The sequence below is a fragment of the Streptomyces cellostaticus genome (assembly GCF_001513965.1).
Classification (GTDB): domain Bacteria; phylum Actinomycetota; class Actinomycetes; order Streptomycetales; family Streptomycetaceae; genus Streptomyces; species Streptomyces cellostaticus.
In genome coordinates this window covers 122,984-136,761 of record NZ_KQ948016.1, presented here as the reverse complement: position 1 = coordinate 136,761, position 13,778 = coordinate 122,984, and the positions used below count along the sequence as shown (strand labels likewise).

The following is a 13,778-nucleotide window of genomic DNA, read 5'->3' as shown; positions in this document are numbered from 1 at the left end:
TCGGGAGATATGGGGCACTGCACGGTGTGAAGAGCTACTAGGGGAGTGAGTTTGGTTTTCAGACCCGGATGACCTGTGGGCCCAGCAGGGAGTAGCGATGGGCCTCGGCCGCCGGAAGCTGTGCGCTCGTGACGATCGCCTCCAGCGCGCCGACCTCCGCGAACCGGCAGAAGCTGACCGCTCCGAACTTGGTGTGCACACCCGCGAACACGGTGCGCCGTGCGGCACGGATGGCCTGGGCCTTCACCTCGCTGACCGCGGGGTCGGGGGTGGTGAGGCCGTGTTCGCGGGAGATGCCGTTGGCCCCGATGTAGGCGAGGTCGACGACGAATCCGGCCAGCATCTTCGTCGTCCAGTGGTCGACGGTGGCCAGCGTGCCGGCCCGGACCCGCCCGCCGAGGAGCAGGACCGTGATGTTCTCGGCCTCGGCGAGCGCGCCCGCGACCGGGAGCGACGCCGTGACCACGGTCAGCGGCCGGTCCGTCGGCAGGGCCTCGGCGATGAGCTGCGGGGTGAAGCCCTCGTCCACGAAGACCGACTCCGCGTCGCCGAGCAGCTCGGCCGCGGCGGCCGCGATCCGGCGCTTCTCCGGGACGTGGCTGGTGGCGCGGAAGGCGAGCGTCGTTTCAAAACCGGCGCTCTCGACCGGACAGGCGCCGCCGTGCGTACGGCGGACCAGTCCGTGGTCCTCCAGGGCGCGCAGATCGCGCCGGATGGTCTCCTTGGCCACGCCCAGCTCGACGGCGAGCGCGGTGACGTCGACCGAGCCGGTGGCCCGTGCGGCCCGCACGATCTCGCGCTGGCGTTCTTCCGCCGTCCTGCTCATCTCGTCACCCACTTCCCTGTGGAGCTGCCCGTTCGGGCCCATGGGGGAAGTTCTACAGCGGGTGCGCGGCGCTGACCAGGTCTGTTGGGCGCCCGATACTGCCCGTGTGGGCCCGTTTGCCGAGCGGTGTGCCCGCCTCGGACCTGCACGGCTGCCGGGTGAGGGGGTGGGAGCGGGCGGCCCGGATGCCCGAATGCGGCGCGGGCGGGCCCGTTCGGTGCCCGCCCGCCGCCGTGAGCGATCGTTTTCCGCCGCCGAGCGGATGGTCAGTACGGCCAGATCGGCGGGTCGCTGACGAAGTGCCCGCCCAGGTGGCTGTGGGCCGGGTTCTCCGGGTCCAGCTCGCCCTGCTCGGCGATCAGCTTCTCGGCGTACGGCTCGGAGTCGTCCTGCGGCTCGTAGCCGAGCGCCCGCGCGCTCGTGAGGTCCCACCACAGGCGGGTGTTGGCCGAGGAGCCGTGGACGACCGTGTGACCGACCTCCTCGGCGGTCAGGGCCGCGTGGAAGAGGCGGGCGCCGTCGGCCGGGCTCATCCACACCGAGAGCATGCGCACGCCGGTCGGCTCCGGGAAGCAGGAGCCGATGCGTACGGAGACGGTCTCCAGGCCGTGCTTGTCCCAGTAGAGCTGGGCGAGGTCCTCGCCGAAGCACTTGGACAGGCCGTAGAAGGTGTCCGGGCGGTGCGGGGTGTCGATCGGGATCAGCGCGCTCGGATCAAGGGGTGTGCCCGCGCGCGGGGCCGGGGTGAAGCCGACGGCGTGGTTGGAGGAGGCGAAGACGATCCGGGGCACGCCTTCGAGGCGGGCGGCCTCGTAGAGGTTGTAGGTGCCTTCGATGTTCGACCTCAGGATCTTCTCGAAGGGCGCCTCCAGGGAGATGCCCGCGAGGTGGAGGACCGCGTCCACGCCCCGCACCGCTTCGCGCAGCGCCTCCTTGTCGGTGAGGTCCGCGGTGATCGCCTCCGGCGCGTCCTCGATGGGCCGCACGTCGAACAGGCGCAGCGTGTAGCCGTACTCCGGCAGCAGGGACCGCATCAGGGTGCCGAGCCCGCCGGCGGCGCCGGTGAGCAGAACGGTGCGGGGAGCGGGCATCCTCGATCTCCTTGGCAAGCAGCGGCCGCATGCATGGACGGGATTCACATTCATGGACACGCTAGGGAGCGGCGGCAGATCTAGTCAAGTGTGCCGTGGAGTGGGGAAATCCGTTGCTGTGTTGTGGGTTTGCCCGCTTGACCCGCCCCGAGGCGGGCCCGTAGCGTGAAGTCGTTCAGAAATATAGACGCCGATCAGAAACATGTACCGACAGGGAGCGCTCGTGACGCCAGCCCCTCTCGCCGCCCGGCTCCGCGACCCGAGCGGGCCCCTCTTCTTCCCCGTCACGGCCTACGGCCCCGACGGCTCCCTCGACCTGGACGTCTACCGCACCCACGTGCGCCGCGGCGTCGCAGCCGGCGCCGCCGCCGTGTTCGCCTGCTGCGGCACCGGGGAGTTCCACGCGCTGCTGCCGGAGGAGTTCGAGGCCTGCGTCCGGGCGGCCGTCGAGGCGGCCGAGGGACGCGTCCCGGTGATCGCGGGCGCCGGCTACGGCACCGCGCTCGCCGTCCGCTACGCGCGGCTGGCCGAGGACGCGGGCGCCGACGGGCTCCTCGCCATGCCGCCGTACCTCGTCCTCGCCGGCCAGGAGGGCCTGCTGCGGCACTACCGGGAGGTCGCCGCGGCCACCGCCCTGCCGGTCATCGTCTACCAGCGCGACAACGCCGTCTTCACCCCGCAGACGGTGGCCGCACTCGCCCGCACCGACGGCGTCATCGGTCTCAAGGACGGCCTCGGCGACCTCGACCTGATGCAGCGGATCGTCAGCGCCGTGCGCACCGAAGTCCCCGGCGACTTCCTGTACTTCAACGGCCTGCCCACCGCCGAGCAGACCCAGCTCGCCTACCGCGCCCTCGGCATCACCCTCTACTCCTCGGCCGTCTTCTGCTTCGCCCCCGAGATCGCCCTCGCCTTCCACCGGGCCCTTCAGGCGGGCGACCAGGACACCGTGCGCCGCCTCCTGGACGGCTTCTACGGCCCCTTCGTGGAACTGCGCGCCCAGGGCCGCGGCTACGCCGTCTCGCTCGTCAAGGCGGGCGTACGGCTGCGCGGCCTGGACGTGGGCGAGGTCCGGCCCCCGCTGCACGAGCCGGGCGAGGACCACGTCAAACAGCTCGCCCAGCTGATCGAGCGGGGACACGCGCTGCTGGAGGAGGGCGCGTGAAGGCGTCGGCGTTCGTCTACCCCTGGGACGTCAACGGGGACCCCGAGGCCCCCGCCCGCATCGCCGCACTCGGCGTCCGGCAGGCGACCCTCGCCTCCGCCTACCACTCCACCCGCGCCCTGACCCCCCGGCACCCCCGCCACCGCATCGTCACCGCCGAGTACGCGGCCGCGCTGTACCCCGTCGGCAACCGCTGGGCGGGCCGCGGCCTGCGACCGTACCCCGCCGGCCGCTGGGCCCCGGGAAACGCCTACGGCGAGGCCGCCGAGGCGCTCGCGGCGGCCGGCCTGGAGGTGCACACCTGGGTCGTCCTCGCGCACAACTCCCGCCTGGGCGCCGAACATCCGGACACCTCGGTCGTCAACGCCTACGGCGACCGCTACCCGTGGGCGCCCTGCATCGCCCAGCCCGCCACGCGCGCGTACCTGACCGACCTGGCCGCCGAGGCCGCCGTACGCCCCGGCGCGCACGGCACCGAACTGGAGTCCCTCGGCTGGTACGGGCTCCAGCACCTGCACGCCCACGACAAGACCTCCGGGGTCGGCCTCGGGGACGCAGGGCAGTACCTGATGTCGCTCTGCTTCTGCCCTGCCTGCCGCACCGGCTACGGCGAAGGGGGCCTCGACGCGGACGAGCTGGCGGCCGCCGTACGGACCGCGCTGGAGCCGCTGTGGCGGGGCGCGGCGGACGACGGCGGCTGGCCGACGGCCGAAAAACTCCTCGGGGAGGACACGGCGGCCGCCACGCGCGCGTGGCGCGACACCACCGCCCGCACCCTCCAGGAGGAGGCCGTCACCGCCGTACGCACCGCCGCACCCGACGGCTTCCAGGTCCTGCTGCACGCGGACCCGGTGCCGTACCACTGCGGCGCCAACGCCGGCGTGGACCCCGCCCACGTCCTCTCCGTCGCGGACGGCGTGGTGGTGCCGTGCACGGGCGGTACGGCCCTGCTGGCGCCCTTCGCCGAGCAGGCACGCGAGCAGACGGTCCTGGCTGCCCACTTCACCGTGGTCTCCGGGATGGGCGGCAGCCCCGGCACGCTCGCGGCGGACGCGGCACGCGCGCGTGCCGAGGGAGCGACGGAACTGCGGCTCTATCACGCCGGGTTGGCATCGGACGGGGACCTCGCGGCGGTGCGCGAGGCGCTCACCGCGCGCTGAGCCACGAGCGCGGCGGCCGTCAAGAGCAGCGCCAGGCCGTACAGGGGCAGCAGCAGCCCGGGGCCGGCCAGTTCGACTGTTGAGGCTCTCTGAAATTCCAAGAAGCGCCAACAGCGCCGACCCCCTCGGACCTGGACAGCCTCGGCGACGACCTGGACGACAGTCGGAAGAGCCTGGACGACCTGCAGAAGTCCCTCGACGTCACGCCCACCCCGTGATCGCGGCCCCGCCTCTCCTCCGGGGACGGGGCCGCTTGCGTGGCGTCTGGGTCAGTTCTTCTCACGCATGACTGCGCGCAGCCAGGCGAGGGGCTCTTGGGCCAGCAGCTCATCAGCCAGCCGCTGTCCGGACTCCGTGACGATTCGGGCCCGGCTGTTGTCGATCCATCGCTGAGCCGAGCTGTACCCCTGCGCCTTGTACTCAAGACCCTGCAACATGCACTCCAGCTTGTCCGCGTCGCGCGCACAGATGGCCTCGGATGTCTCCTTCGCCTCGTACTCGGCTACGACGGCGCGCACAGCGGTGCGTAGTACCTCCGGCATCCCGGCCGTCTGGTCCTCGGTCACAGCCTCGGGGTCGCCAGGGGCGGCGTACTTCTTCCCCAGGTGGTTCACGTCGCCCGTGCGCGTCTCCTGCGAGTCGTGCCATACCGCCAAGTGCGCGGCGCGCGCGGCATCAGCGCCCTCAAGGGTTGCGATGACCGAGGCGATGACCGACGTACGCCACGCGTGCTCGGCGACGCTCTCGGGGTCCCGCACGCCTGCCATCCACCAGCCCGTCCTGCGTGCCGACTTCAGCGTGCCTGCCTCCCACAGGAAGTGGGCCACGTCCGCCAAATCCTGGTCACCCACTGGTGTCCCCTTTCACGCCTCAGCGAGGCGGATTGCGTACTGGATGCCCTCGAGCTCCCGCCGAGCCTGCGGCGACTGGGCATCATCCAACATCACCGGCAGCCGTTCGCGTAGAGCCCGGCCAGCCGCGGAGGATGCACGCAGCAGATTCGGACGCGCATAAGGTGTGCACGTTGAGGTCAAAAAAGCCATGCCGGGGCGTGAGGCCTTTGACGAGATGGCCCAGCAAACGGTCACCGGGCCAGGGCCCGGGGCTGGGTTCGGCAATGAAGTCGTCGGACAGTTGGATGTGCGGAGATTCCCCGATCCAGTAGGCCCAGTAGTTGAGGTTGGCGGCCTCGGCCTTGTCGTCGTCTCCAAGGGTCCGGGTGATGAAGTGCGTCATACGGTCTCGGTCGCCCTGGCGGGCGGCGACAGCGGCCACCGACCGGGAGTTCAGCCATCGCGTCAGCCAGTCGTCGGGCCGCTCGGTCCTCTGCTGGTGCGCCAGCCATGCGAACGTGTCCGCATCTGAGTCGAAACCGGCTAGGTACAGGGCCTGACGCCGCAGCAGGAAGTCACGGTCACCACGCGCCTGCTCGGCGGTCTGCCGCATCCGGGCGAAGAAGCGGGCGCGGTCGCCCGCCGGCAGCTCGGGTGCGGTGGGCACGGGCCCGCGGCGCGGCCGAGGCGGCGCGGGCAAGTCGCGCAGCGGTCCAGGTGTCACGCCGTTCAGTGGCCACGTCAGGACCTCGACGAGGTCGCGCTGCATGACCCATGCGCCGAGGGGGCTGTCATCGGTGGGGCCTTCATCTTCGAGGGCACGCGCCAGCAGCATGTCGGCTTCCACTGCCCGCTCAAGCACTGCGAGCAGAGCCGGCGCTGTGGCCATCTGCATGAGGCGGTGGCGGTGTACGAGCATCTGCCCGACCGGTACGGCGGTCAGTGGTCGGCGCCCCGACTCCCAGCCAGCCACGGTGTCCGTCGATACGTGGAACGCCTCGGCGAGGCTGTCCTGCGTATGGCCCAGCTGTTCGCGTATGACCCGGAAGACGTACCCGGAGATGACGCCCGCGCGGCCCCGCCCGCGTGATCCCTGACCCCCGGTCAGGGCTCCTTTCAGCTGTTGGTTCATGGCGCCCCCCCTTGCCCGCGCCTGACGGGCTCCTACCCGTACTCACAGTCACTACAAGCGGCGGGCACCTCTACATACCGTCAGGGTGACGACCGGGCAACTCAGCGTAGTGGGAGTGATGCCGCCATGACCGCCCCTGTGAAGAAGGAACCGATTTCGGGCTTGGAGGCCGCCTCCGTGAGCCGCAACATTGGCCAGCAGGACCTGCGCCCCGTGACACCGGAGATGGGCGTAGTCGTCCACACGAGCGCTGAACGCCGGTTGGCGGCCGAACACTGGCTCCTCTCCACCCTCCCCAGCTTCGGGCGAGAGCGCGCCAGGATGGAGTGGCAGGAGCACAGCGTGACTTTGCTGCCGCTCGGCACGCTGTTCGCCGCCGTCCGGCTCCCCGGCCCCCTCATCCGTGCCATGGCCGCGAGCACGAAGCCGGCGGACGTCGATGCCGTGCTGAAGGAAGCCCTGCAGGGCGGTCCCGTGATCTGCGACCGACACCGGTCGCGGTACTACCTCCTCGTCCCTGCGAGCGTGCCCAGGACATGGCACGAGGCCGCTACGGACTGGCAGGCGGCAGACGTGGCAGTTATCGGGCGGGGTACCTATCTGGGCGTGCCGCGGCTGGACGCCGACCGCTCCCGCTCTGGCATCGGGTCGTACTGGGCGGTCTCCATGGAGTCGCCCGCAGTGCTCTGCGAGCCCCTGCACGTCGCCCGGCTGATCGCCGCCGGGCACGAGTTGCTCGCGCAGGCACATCAGTTGGACGCCGTCGACCCCACTGCTTCCGTCACCGGCCTGCGCCACGACGCACGCAAGTGACGGGAACGCCCGGGCCGACATCCCGCAAAGACGACAGGCCCGGACGCGTATCCCATCCGCTACCAGCGAAGGAGATCATCGTGAGCGTACCCCTGCCCGGCCCCGGGCCTGTGCCGCCGGAACCGGGTCCCGGACCGAAGCCTCCACTCGCCCGCATGCTCATCACCGATGAGCGGTTCGCCAGCTGCCGCAAGACCGTCATGGACGCCAACCCGAAGATGTCCGAAGAGATGGCCGGCCGAATCGTCGAGGAAGGCCTCAAGTTCGTCGCCGCCTGTTCAGCGAGCCCGGGCGTCGGCCTCGCACCATCGAGGATCGTTGACGGGGGCTGGCACGCCCTGATCCTGCACACCGCCATGTACGCCGACCTGTGCCAGCAGCTCGGCGGCCGGTTCGTGCACCACTCCCCGGGGTACGACCCGACGAACTACGACCCGCTGATCCTGGACCGGGCCCGCGAGAAGATCGCCGAACTCGGTTGGGAGGCGGACCCGGAGCTGTGGGGCCCGCCGACCGACGAGACCCTCGTTTCGGTGGCGGCGAACTGCCAGCACGCCCCGGAGTGCACCATTGTCATCACGCCGAAGCCGAAGCCCGACGGCGGCATCGTCTAGCCTCCCTGGTGAAGGGAGGGCCGCATGTCCGAGTGGATCGACCCGCGGTACGCGGACCTGGTAGCGGCGTGGAAGCGCACGCAGCAGCCGAAGTCGCGTGACCCGGAGCCGAAGCCGGTGCGGGGATTCATCATCCTGCCCAGACCCTGACAGCCCGCTCGTCCTCAGTACTCCCGCCCCCCAGGGCGAGAGGGCGGACGGGTGCAGCACGATGGCCTCGCGGTGTTCGCCTCCGCGAGGCCATCCATGCTTGAGCGGCCATCTGCCGCGTGGCGGCGCGAACGTGGCCTCTACCGATCCACGGGTCCGGACCGTCTTGCGCAACTCGCCCACAAGGAAATCGGTGTACTGGCTGCTGTCGGCTGCACGGATCTCCAGGACGACCACTTGCTCCTGTCGCGCGGGGGCACTCGGGGTCGCCGCGGCAGCAGTCCGGCGGGGCGCGGTGAGTATCGACGCCCACGGCGCCTGCGCGGGCGCCGCCTGTCTCAGCGGCGGCGGCCTCGGCGGCTGGGAGTTCGCCTTCACCGCGGTGGCCACTTTCGTCGCCTACAAGGGCCTGGACTCCTGGGCCTGGATCGGCGTCGGCTGGCTGCTGCACACGGCCTGGGATGTCGTGCACCACCTCAATGGCCACCCGATCGTCCCGTTCGCCCACGATTCCTCGTTCGGCTGCGCGCTGTGCGATCCGGTGATCGCGGTGTGGTGCGTCGGGGGCGGCCGGTCACCATGGGAGTCGCTGCGCGGCCGCAGGGCACCGATGAGTTTCGGCGAGCCGTCCAGTCACCCCTCCGTACGGGTAGCGCAACCCCCAAGGAGCAAGGCATGACCGACACGATCCTCGACCTCGGCCCCCAGACCCGGATTCTGGCGCGGCTCGCGGAGGCCGTGACCGACGACCAGCTGCCGGGCCCCACACCGTGCCCGGACCTGGCGGTACGCAATCTGCTGGGCCACCTGCTGGGACTGTCCGTCGCCCTCCGCGACGCCGCCCGCAAGGACCTGGGTACGACGACCGACACTCCCCCGAACGTGGTCGTCCCGGACATCGGCCCCGGCTGGCGCGAGGAACTGCCCAAGGTGCTGGACGAACTCGCCGACGCCTGGCGCGACCCGGCCGCCTGGACCGGTATGACCCGCGCGGGCGGGGTGGACCTGCCCGGCGCGGTCGCGGGTGCGGTCACCGCCGACGAGCTGGTGATCCACGGCTGGGACCTGGCCCGCGCCACCGGCCTCCCCTACACCCCCGACCCCGCGGCCCTCACCTCGGCCCACGCCTTCCTCCTCGCGGCGACCGACGACCCGGACCAGGGCAACGGCCCCTTCGGCCCGGTCGTGGCGGTCCCCGCCGAGGCGCCGCTGCTGGACCGGGCGCTGGGGCTGAGCGGGCGGGATCCGGGGTGGCGGCCGTAGCCCTGGCTGGAGACCTTCTGTGAGCCCGTCCGGGCCGGGGGCGACGGGGGCGCCGACTTCTGGATCGCGGACGCCCGCCCGCTCGGGCTGCGGCAGGCGGACCTCGACGGGACCGGGTGCTTCACCCTGGGCGTGGACGACCAGATCCCCGGCGCCGACGACGACTACTCGGGCTTCCCGCGTCCGCCGGCGCACGGGATCGTGCTGCTCGCCGGTTCCTCGGGTCCGCCGAACCACCGGGCCCTGGGGCATCTCGCCCTCACCCTGGCCCGGCGCCTGGGCGCGCTGATCGACTTCGACGGGATGCTCTTCGAGGGGCCCTCGCCCTTCCCGGGCACCTTGCGCGAGGTGTCCTACGACACGGGGGACGGTGAGCGCTCCGTCCGGCAGGTCGGGGACGCCGAGTTCCTTGCCGCCTGGCTGGGACACCCGGGGTTCCGCTTGGTCAAATGAGCCGGGAGCCGGGCGCAGGGCGTCGTACCCTCCCTCCTATGCCGCTCACCCTCACCATCCTCGGTACCGCCTCGCCGCACCCGGGTCCCGACCGGCCCTGCTCCGGCTATCTGGTGTCCGGTGGCGGGGCCGAGGTGTGGGTGGACGCGGGGCCCGGGACCTTCGCCGCGTTGCAGCGGCACACGGATCCCGCCCGGCTCACCGCGATCTGGATCTCCCATCTGCACGCCGACCACAGTGCGGATCTGCTCGCCGCCGCCTACGCCTTCGCCTTCGGCGGGATGACCCCGCACGCGCCGATCCCCGTGTACGCCCCCCAGGACTGCGCGCGGCGGCTGGCCGGCTTCTTCGGCCGCCCCGACGTCGAGTTCCTGAAGGGCGTCTTCGACTTCCGGGACCTCCACGACGGCCACGACGTCCGGCACTGGAACCTCCGCCTGACCGCCCGCGCCGTCGCCCACGACACCGAGGCGTACGGGCTGCGCGCCGAGGCCCAGGGCAGTGTGCTGGCGTACTCGGGAGACAGCGGACCCTGCCCGGCGCTCACCGAACTCGCCGCCCGCGCCGACCTGTTCCTGTGCGAGGCGGACCTCGGTGAGCATCGCGATGGCGAACACTCGCAGCAGGTGCATCTGACGCCGGAGGATGCGGGCCGCACCGCCCGCGAGGCGCGGGTGCGCGAGCTGCTCGTCACCCACGTCGGCCCCACGCTCACCCGTGAGGCGGCCACCGAGCGAGCCGCCGCCGTCTTCGGCCGGACCACGTTCACCGCCGTCGAGGGCGACATCCACAGCGTCTGAGGCCCCCGCCCCGGCAGCCCCGACTTCCTTTGTCAGAAGCATTGACGAACTCCGTGCCCCCTCCTACCTTCAACGCGTCGTACTTCGTACGTCATATATGAGACGCGATATGTGAGATCCGAGAGGGCCGTATGACCTCTGTGCCCACCCCGATCCCGTCCCGCACGCAATATGTGCTGGACGCGATCAAACACCGCATACTGACAGGGCAGTTGATGCCCGGTCAGGCCCTGGTCGAGACGGAGCTGGCCGCGCAGTTCGGGGTGTCCAAGACCCCGGTGCGGGAGGCGCTGAAGACCCTCGCCGGGACCGGTCTCGTCGTGATGAGCCAGTACAAGGGCGTCACGGTGCGCATGGTGGACGCGGACATGGCGCGCGAGGTCTACGACGTGCGGCTGCTGCTGGAGCCCGAGGCCCTGCGGCGGGCGGTGCGGCGCGGCGCCTCCCTCGACGCCGCCCGCGACGCGCTCACCCGGGCCGACGCGGCCGGCGACACCGCCGAACGCTCCCTGGCCAACCGGGAGTTCCACCGCGCCCTCTACCTGCCGTGCGGCAACCCGCTGCTCGGCCGGATGCTGGACGAGGTCCGCGACCAGGCCGCCCTCGTCTCCGCCGTGGCCTGGGCGACCGACCCCTCCTGGGAGCGGGAGGCCGCCGAGCACCGGCAGATCCTGCGGCTCGCGCTGGACGGCGACGCGGACGGCGCCGCGAGCGCCCTGCACTCCCACATCGCGTCGTTCGTACGGCGAGCTTTCCCCTCGGACACCGAGCCCCACCCGGAGGAAGGTCATCAATGAGCAGCGTGACGTTCGAGACCCAACGGGCGGCCCTGGCCGACGTGGTGGCCATCCCGGTGACCCCCTTCGCCGCGGACGGCTCCGTCGCGCAGGACACCCACCGGGCCCTGCTGCGTCGCCTGCTCGACGGCGGGATCCGGACGCTCACCCCGAACGGCAACACCGGCGAGTTCTACGCCCTCACCCCCGAAGAGCGCCGCCTGGTCACCGAGTTGACCGTGGACGAGGCCGGCGACCGCTCCGTGATCCTGGTCGGCGTCGGCCACGACCTGCCCACCGCGACCGCCTCCGCCCGGCACGCCCGCACGCTCGGCGCCCGGATGGTGATGGTCCACCAGCCCGTCCACCCGTACGTCTCGGCCGCCGGCTGGGTCGACTACCACCGCGCCATCGCCGAGTCCGTGCCCGAACTGGGCGTGGTCCCCTACATCCGCAACGCCCAGCTGTCCGGTGCCCGCCTCGCCGAACTCGCCGACCACTGCCCGAACGTCATCGGCGTGAAGTACGCCGTCCCGGACACCGCACGGTTCGCCGCCTTCGCACGCGACGCGGGCCTGGACCGTTTCGTCTGGGTGGCGGGCCTCGCCGAACCGTACGCCCCCTCCTACTTCTCCGCGGGCGCCACCGGCTTCACCTCAGGGCTCGTGAACGTCGCCCCGGCCGTTTCGCTGAACATGATCGAAGCGCTTCGATCCGGTGACTTTCCGGCCGCCATGAAGGTCTGGGAGCAGATCCGCCGCTTCGAGGAACTACGCGCCGCCCACGGCTCCGCCGACAACGTCACCGTCGTCAAGGAGGCCCTGGCCGCGCTCGGCCTGTGCCGCCGGGACGTCCGCCCGCCGAGCAGGCAGCTGCCCGAGGACGAGCGCGCCGAGGTCGCCGCCATCGCCGCCGGGTGGTCCCTATGAAGCAGCCGCACGAGCTGAGAAGCCACCAGTGGTACGGCACCGACGGCCTGCGCTCCTTCAGCCACCGCGCCCGCACCCGCCAGCTCGGCTACCTGCCCGAGGAGCACCTGGGCAAGCCGGTCATCGCGATCCTCAACACCTGGTCCGACATCAACCCCTGCCATGTGCATCTGCGGGACCGGGCGCAGGCCGTCAAGCGCGGGGTCTGGCAGGCCGGGGGCTTCCCGCTCGAGTTCCCGGTCTCCACCCTCAGCGAGACCTTCCAGAAGCCGACCCCGATGCTCTACCGCAACCTGCTCGCGATGGAGACCGAGGAGCTGCTGCGGTCGTACCCCGTCGACGGCGCGGTGCTCATGGGCGGCTGCGACAAGTCCACGCCCGCCCTGCTGATGGGCGCGGCCTCGGTGGACCTGCCCGCCGTCTTCGTACCGGCCGGGCCCATGCTCCCGGGCCACTGGCGGGGCGAGGTCCTCGGCTCCGGCACCGACATGTGGAAGTACTGGGACGACAAGCGGGCCGGCCTCATCGGCGACTGCGAGCTCACCGGGCTGGAGAGCGGCCTGGCCCGCTCGCCCGGCCACTGCATGACCATGGGCACGGCATCCACGCTGACCGCGGCCGCCGAGGCGCTCGGCGTCACCGTGCCGGGCGCGTCCAGCATCCCGGCGGTGGACTCGGGACACGACCGGATGGCAGCCAAGGCGGGCCTGACGATCGTCGAACTGGTCCACAAGGACCGTAGGCTGAGCGAGATCCTCACCCGGGACGCCTTCGCGGACGCGGTCACCACCGTGCTCGGCCTCGGCGGCTCCACCAACGCCGTGATCCATCTGATCGCCATGGCGGGCCGGGCCGGGGTGACACTCACCCTGGACGACTTCGACCGCATCGCCCGCACGGTCCCGGTCCTCGCCAACGTCCGCCCCGGCGGACAGCGCTACCTCATGGAGGACTTCCACTTCGCGGGCGGCCTGCCCGGCTTCCTCTCCCGGATCCCGGACCTGCTCCACCTGGACCGGCCGACGGTCGCGCACGACACCCTGCGCGAGCAGATCTCCGCAGCCCAGGTGCACAACGACGACGTCATCCGCCCCCGCGACAACCCGGTCGCGAGCGAGGGCGGGGTCGCGGTGCTGCGCGGCAACCTCTGCCCCGACGGCGCCGTCATCAAGCACATCGCCGCCGAACCCCACCTGCTCGAGCACACCGGCCCCGCGGTCGTCTTCGACGACTACAGGACCATGCAGCGCACCATCAACGACCCGGAGTCGAACATCACCGCCGACAGCGTGCTCGTGCTGCGCGGCGCCGGCCCCAAGGGCGGCCCGGGCATGCCCGAGTACGGCATGCTCCCGATCCCGGACCATCTGCTCAAGCAGGGCGTGCGGGACATGGTGCGGATCTCCGACGCCCGCATGAGCGGCACGAGTTACGGCGCCTGCGTGCTGCACGTGGCACCGGAGTCGTACATCGGCGGCCCGCTGGCGCTGGTGCGCACCGGGGACCCCATCACCCTGGACGTCCGGGCGCGCACCCTCCATCTCCACGTGGACGACGAGGAGCTGGAGCGCAGGCGGGCCGGGTGGACACCGCCGCCCGCCCGTTACGAGCGCGGCTACGGCGCCCTCTACAACGAGCAGATCACCCAGGCCGACACCGGCTGCGACTTCGAGTTCCTGGCCCGCCCGGGCCAGGTGCCGGACCCGTACGCCGGCTGAACCCCCGCATCGCCCATGGTGAAGCGCTTCACCCACGTGTACCTAGCAAGCGCTT

15 protein-coding genes and 1 pseudogene are annotated in these 13,778 nt (G+C 71.6%); 12 read left to right on the top strand and 4 right to left on the bottom strand.

What is annotated here, in order from left to right; genetic code table 11:
* Nucleotides 1-58 precede the first annotated feature (58 nt).
* Both AQI88_RS04235 and AQI88_RS04230 read right to left on the bottom strand, forming a co-directional pair.
* Nucleotides 59-826, bottom strand: a complete 768-nt coding sequence (locus AQI88_RS04235; RefSeq protein ID WP_066992070.1) for a DeoR/GlpR family DNA-binding transcription regulator — start codon at nucleotides 824-826, stop codon at nucleotides 59-61.
* Between the two features lie 266 nt (nucleotides 827-1,092).
* Complete coding sequence (locus AQI88_RS04230; RefSeq protein WP_066992067.1) at nucleotides 1,093-1,917, bottom strand: NAD-dependent epimerase/dehydratase family protein; 825 nt, start codon at nucleotides 1,915-1,917, stop codon at nucleotides 1,093-1,095.
* Between the two features lie 223 nt (nucleotides 1,918-2,140).
* Here AQI88_RS04230 and AQI88_RS04225 point away from each other — a divergent pair, with 223 nt between their 5' ends.
* Together AQI88_RS04225 and AQI88_RS04220 are read left to right on the top strand one after the other, a co-directional pair.
* Entirely contained in the window at nucleotides 2,141-3,082 is a 942-nt protein-coding gene (locus tag AQI88_RS04225) for a 5-dehydro-4-deoxyglucarate dehydratase (RefSeq protein WP_066992064.1), read from the top strand.
* On the top strand, nucleotides 3,079-4,242 hold the full coding sequence (locus AQI88_RS04220) for a hypothetical protein (protein ID WP_066992061.1): 1,164 nt from the start codon (nucleotides 3,079-3,081) through the stop codon (nucleotides 4,240-4,242). Before AQI88_RS04225 ends, AQI88_RS04220 begins: the two co-directional genes overlap by 4 nt.
* 269 nt (nucleotides 4,243-4,511) lie before the next feature.
* Here the strand turns inward: AQI88_RS04220 and AQI88_RS04215 are convergent, their stop codons facing one another.
* Nucleotides 4,512-5,093, bottom strand: a complete 582-nt coding sequence (locus tag AQI88_RS04215) for an HD domain-containing protein (protein WP_066992058.1) — start codon at nucleotides 5,091-5,093, stop codon at nucleotides 4,512-4,514.
* Nucleotides 5,094-5,105: 12 nt separating this feature from the next.
* A pseudogene (locus tag AQI88_RS04210) lies at nucleotides 5,106-6,207 on the bottom strand (helix-turn-helix domain-containing protein).
* A 177-nt stretch (nucleotides 6,208-6,384) separates the two neighbouring features.
* Here AQI88_RS04210 and AQI88_RS04205 point away from each other — a divergent pair.
* From AQI88_RS04205 to araD, 10 genes are all read left to right on the top strand, one after another.
* Nucleotides 6,385-7,020, top strand: a complete 636-nt coding sequence (locus tag AQI88_RS04205) for a hypothetical protein (protein ID WP_208615711.1) — start codon at nucleotides 6,385-6,387, stop codon at nucleotides 7,018-7,020.
* Between the two features lie 155 nt (nucleotides 7,021-7,175).
* Nucleotides 7,176-7,634, top strand: a complete 459-nt coding sequence (locus AQI88_RS04200) for a glycine-rich domain-containing protein (protein ID WP_066992052.1) — start codon at nucleotides 7,176-7,178, stop codon at nucleotides 7,632-7,634.
* A 24-nt stretch (nucleotides 7,635-7,658) separates the two neighbouring features.
* Complete coding sequence (locus tag AQI88_RS48440; protein WP_279616523.1) at nucleotides 7,659-7,784, top strand: hypothetical protein; 126 nt, start codon at nucleotides 7,659-7,661, stop codon at nucleotides 7,782-7,784.
* A gap of 295 nt (nucleotides 7,785-8,079) precedes the next feature.
* The gene (locus AQI88_RS44770; protein WP_244184035.1) at nucleotides 8,080-8,463 is read left to right on the top strand and encodes a DUF6010 family protein; all 384 of its coding nucleotides are present in this window, start codon (nucleotides 8,080-8,082) and stop codon (nucleotides 8,461-8,463) included.
* On the top strand, nucleotides 8,460-9,047 hold the full coding sequence (locus AQI88_RS04190) for a TIGR03086 family metal-binding protein (protein WP_066993623.1): 588 nt from the start codon (nucleotides 8,460-8,462) through the stop codon (nucleotides 9,045-9,047). The genes AQI88_RS44770 and AQI88_RS04190 overlap by 4 nt, the downstream gene beginning before the upstream one ends.
* 6 nt (nucleotides 9,048-9,053) lie before the next feature.
* The gene (locus AQI88_RS04185; RefSeq protein WP_279616529.1) at nucleotides 9,054-9,500 is read left to right on the top strand and encodes a DUF6368 family protein; all 447 of its coding nucleotides are present in this window, start codon (nucleotides 9,054-9,056) and stop codon (nucleotides 9,498-9,500) included.
* 38 nt (nucleotides 9,501-9,538) lie between these two features.
* Nucleotides 9,539-10,300, top strand: coding sequence for an MBL fold metallo-hydrolase (locus AQI88_RS04180; RefSeq protein ID WP_066992045.1), 762 nt, complete (start codon nucleotides 9,539-9,541; stop codon nucleotides 10,298-10,300).
* Nucleotides 10,301-10,431: 131 nt separating this feature from the next.
* Nucleotides 10,432-11,097: a GntR family transcriptional regulator gene (locus AQI88_RS04175; RefSeq protein WP_066992043.1), complete on the top strand. Its 666-nt coding sequence runs from the start codon at nucleotides 10,432-10,434 to the stop codon at nucleotides 11,095-11,097.
* Nucleotides 11,094-12,005: a dihydrodipicolinate synthase family protein gene (locus tag AQI88_RS04170; RefSeq protein ID WP_066992040.1), complete on the top strand. Its 912-nt coding sequence runs from the start codon at nucleotides 11,094-11,096 to the stop codon at nucleotides 12,003-12,005. Before AQI88_RS04175 ends, AQI88_RS04170 begins: the two co-directional genes overlap by 4 nt.
* Nucleotides 12,002-13,723, top strand: coding sequence for an L-arabinonate dehydratase (gene araD / locus AQI88_RS04165; protein WP_066992038.1), 1,722 nt, complete (start codon nucleotides 12,002-12,004; stop codon nucleotides 13,721-13,723). The genes AQI88_RS04170 and araD overlap by 4 nt, the downstream gene beginning before the upstream one ends.
* Nucleotides 13,724-13,778: the final 55 nt, after the last annotated feature.

Coding starts and splice junctions, on each gene's coding strand:
- AQI88_RS48440 (WP_279616523.1), top strand. CDS start 7,659: ATGTCCGAGTGGATCGACCCGCGGTACGCGGACCTGGTAGCGGCGTGG.
- AQI88_RS04175 (WP_066992043.1), top strand. CDS start 10,432: ATGACCTCTGTGCCCACCCCGATCCCGTCCCGCACGCAATATGTGCTG.
- AQI88_RS04200 (WP_066992052.1), top strand. CDS start 7,176: ATGCTCATCACCGATGAGCGGTTCGCCAGCTGCCGCAAGACCGTCATG.
- AQI88_RS04190 (WP_066993623.1), top strand. CDS start 8,460: ATGACCGACACGATCCTCGACCTCGGCCCCCAGACCCGGATTCTGGCG.
- araD (WP_066992038.1), top strand. CDS start 12,002: ATGAAGCAGCCGCACGAGCTGAGAAGCCACCAGTGGTACGGCACCGAC.
- AQI88_RS04230 (WP_066992067.1), bottom strand. CDS start 1,917: ATGCCCGCTCCCCGCACCGTTCTGCTCACCGGCGCCGCCGGCGGGCTC.
- AQI88_RS04180 (WP_066992045.1), top strand. CDS start 9,539: ATGCCGCTCACCCTCACCATCCTCGGTACCGCCTCGCCGCACCCGGGT.
- AQI88_RS04170 (WP_066992040.1), top strand. CDS start 11,094: ATGAGCAGCGTGACGTTCGAGACCCAACGGGCGGCCCTGGCCGACGTG.
- AQI88_RS04235 (WP_066992070.1), bottom strand. CDS start 826: ATGAGCAGGACGGCGGAAGAACGCCAGCGCGAGATCGTGCGGGCCGCA.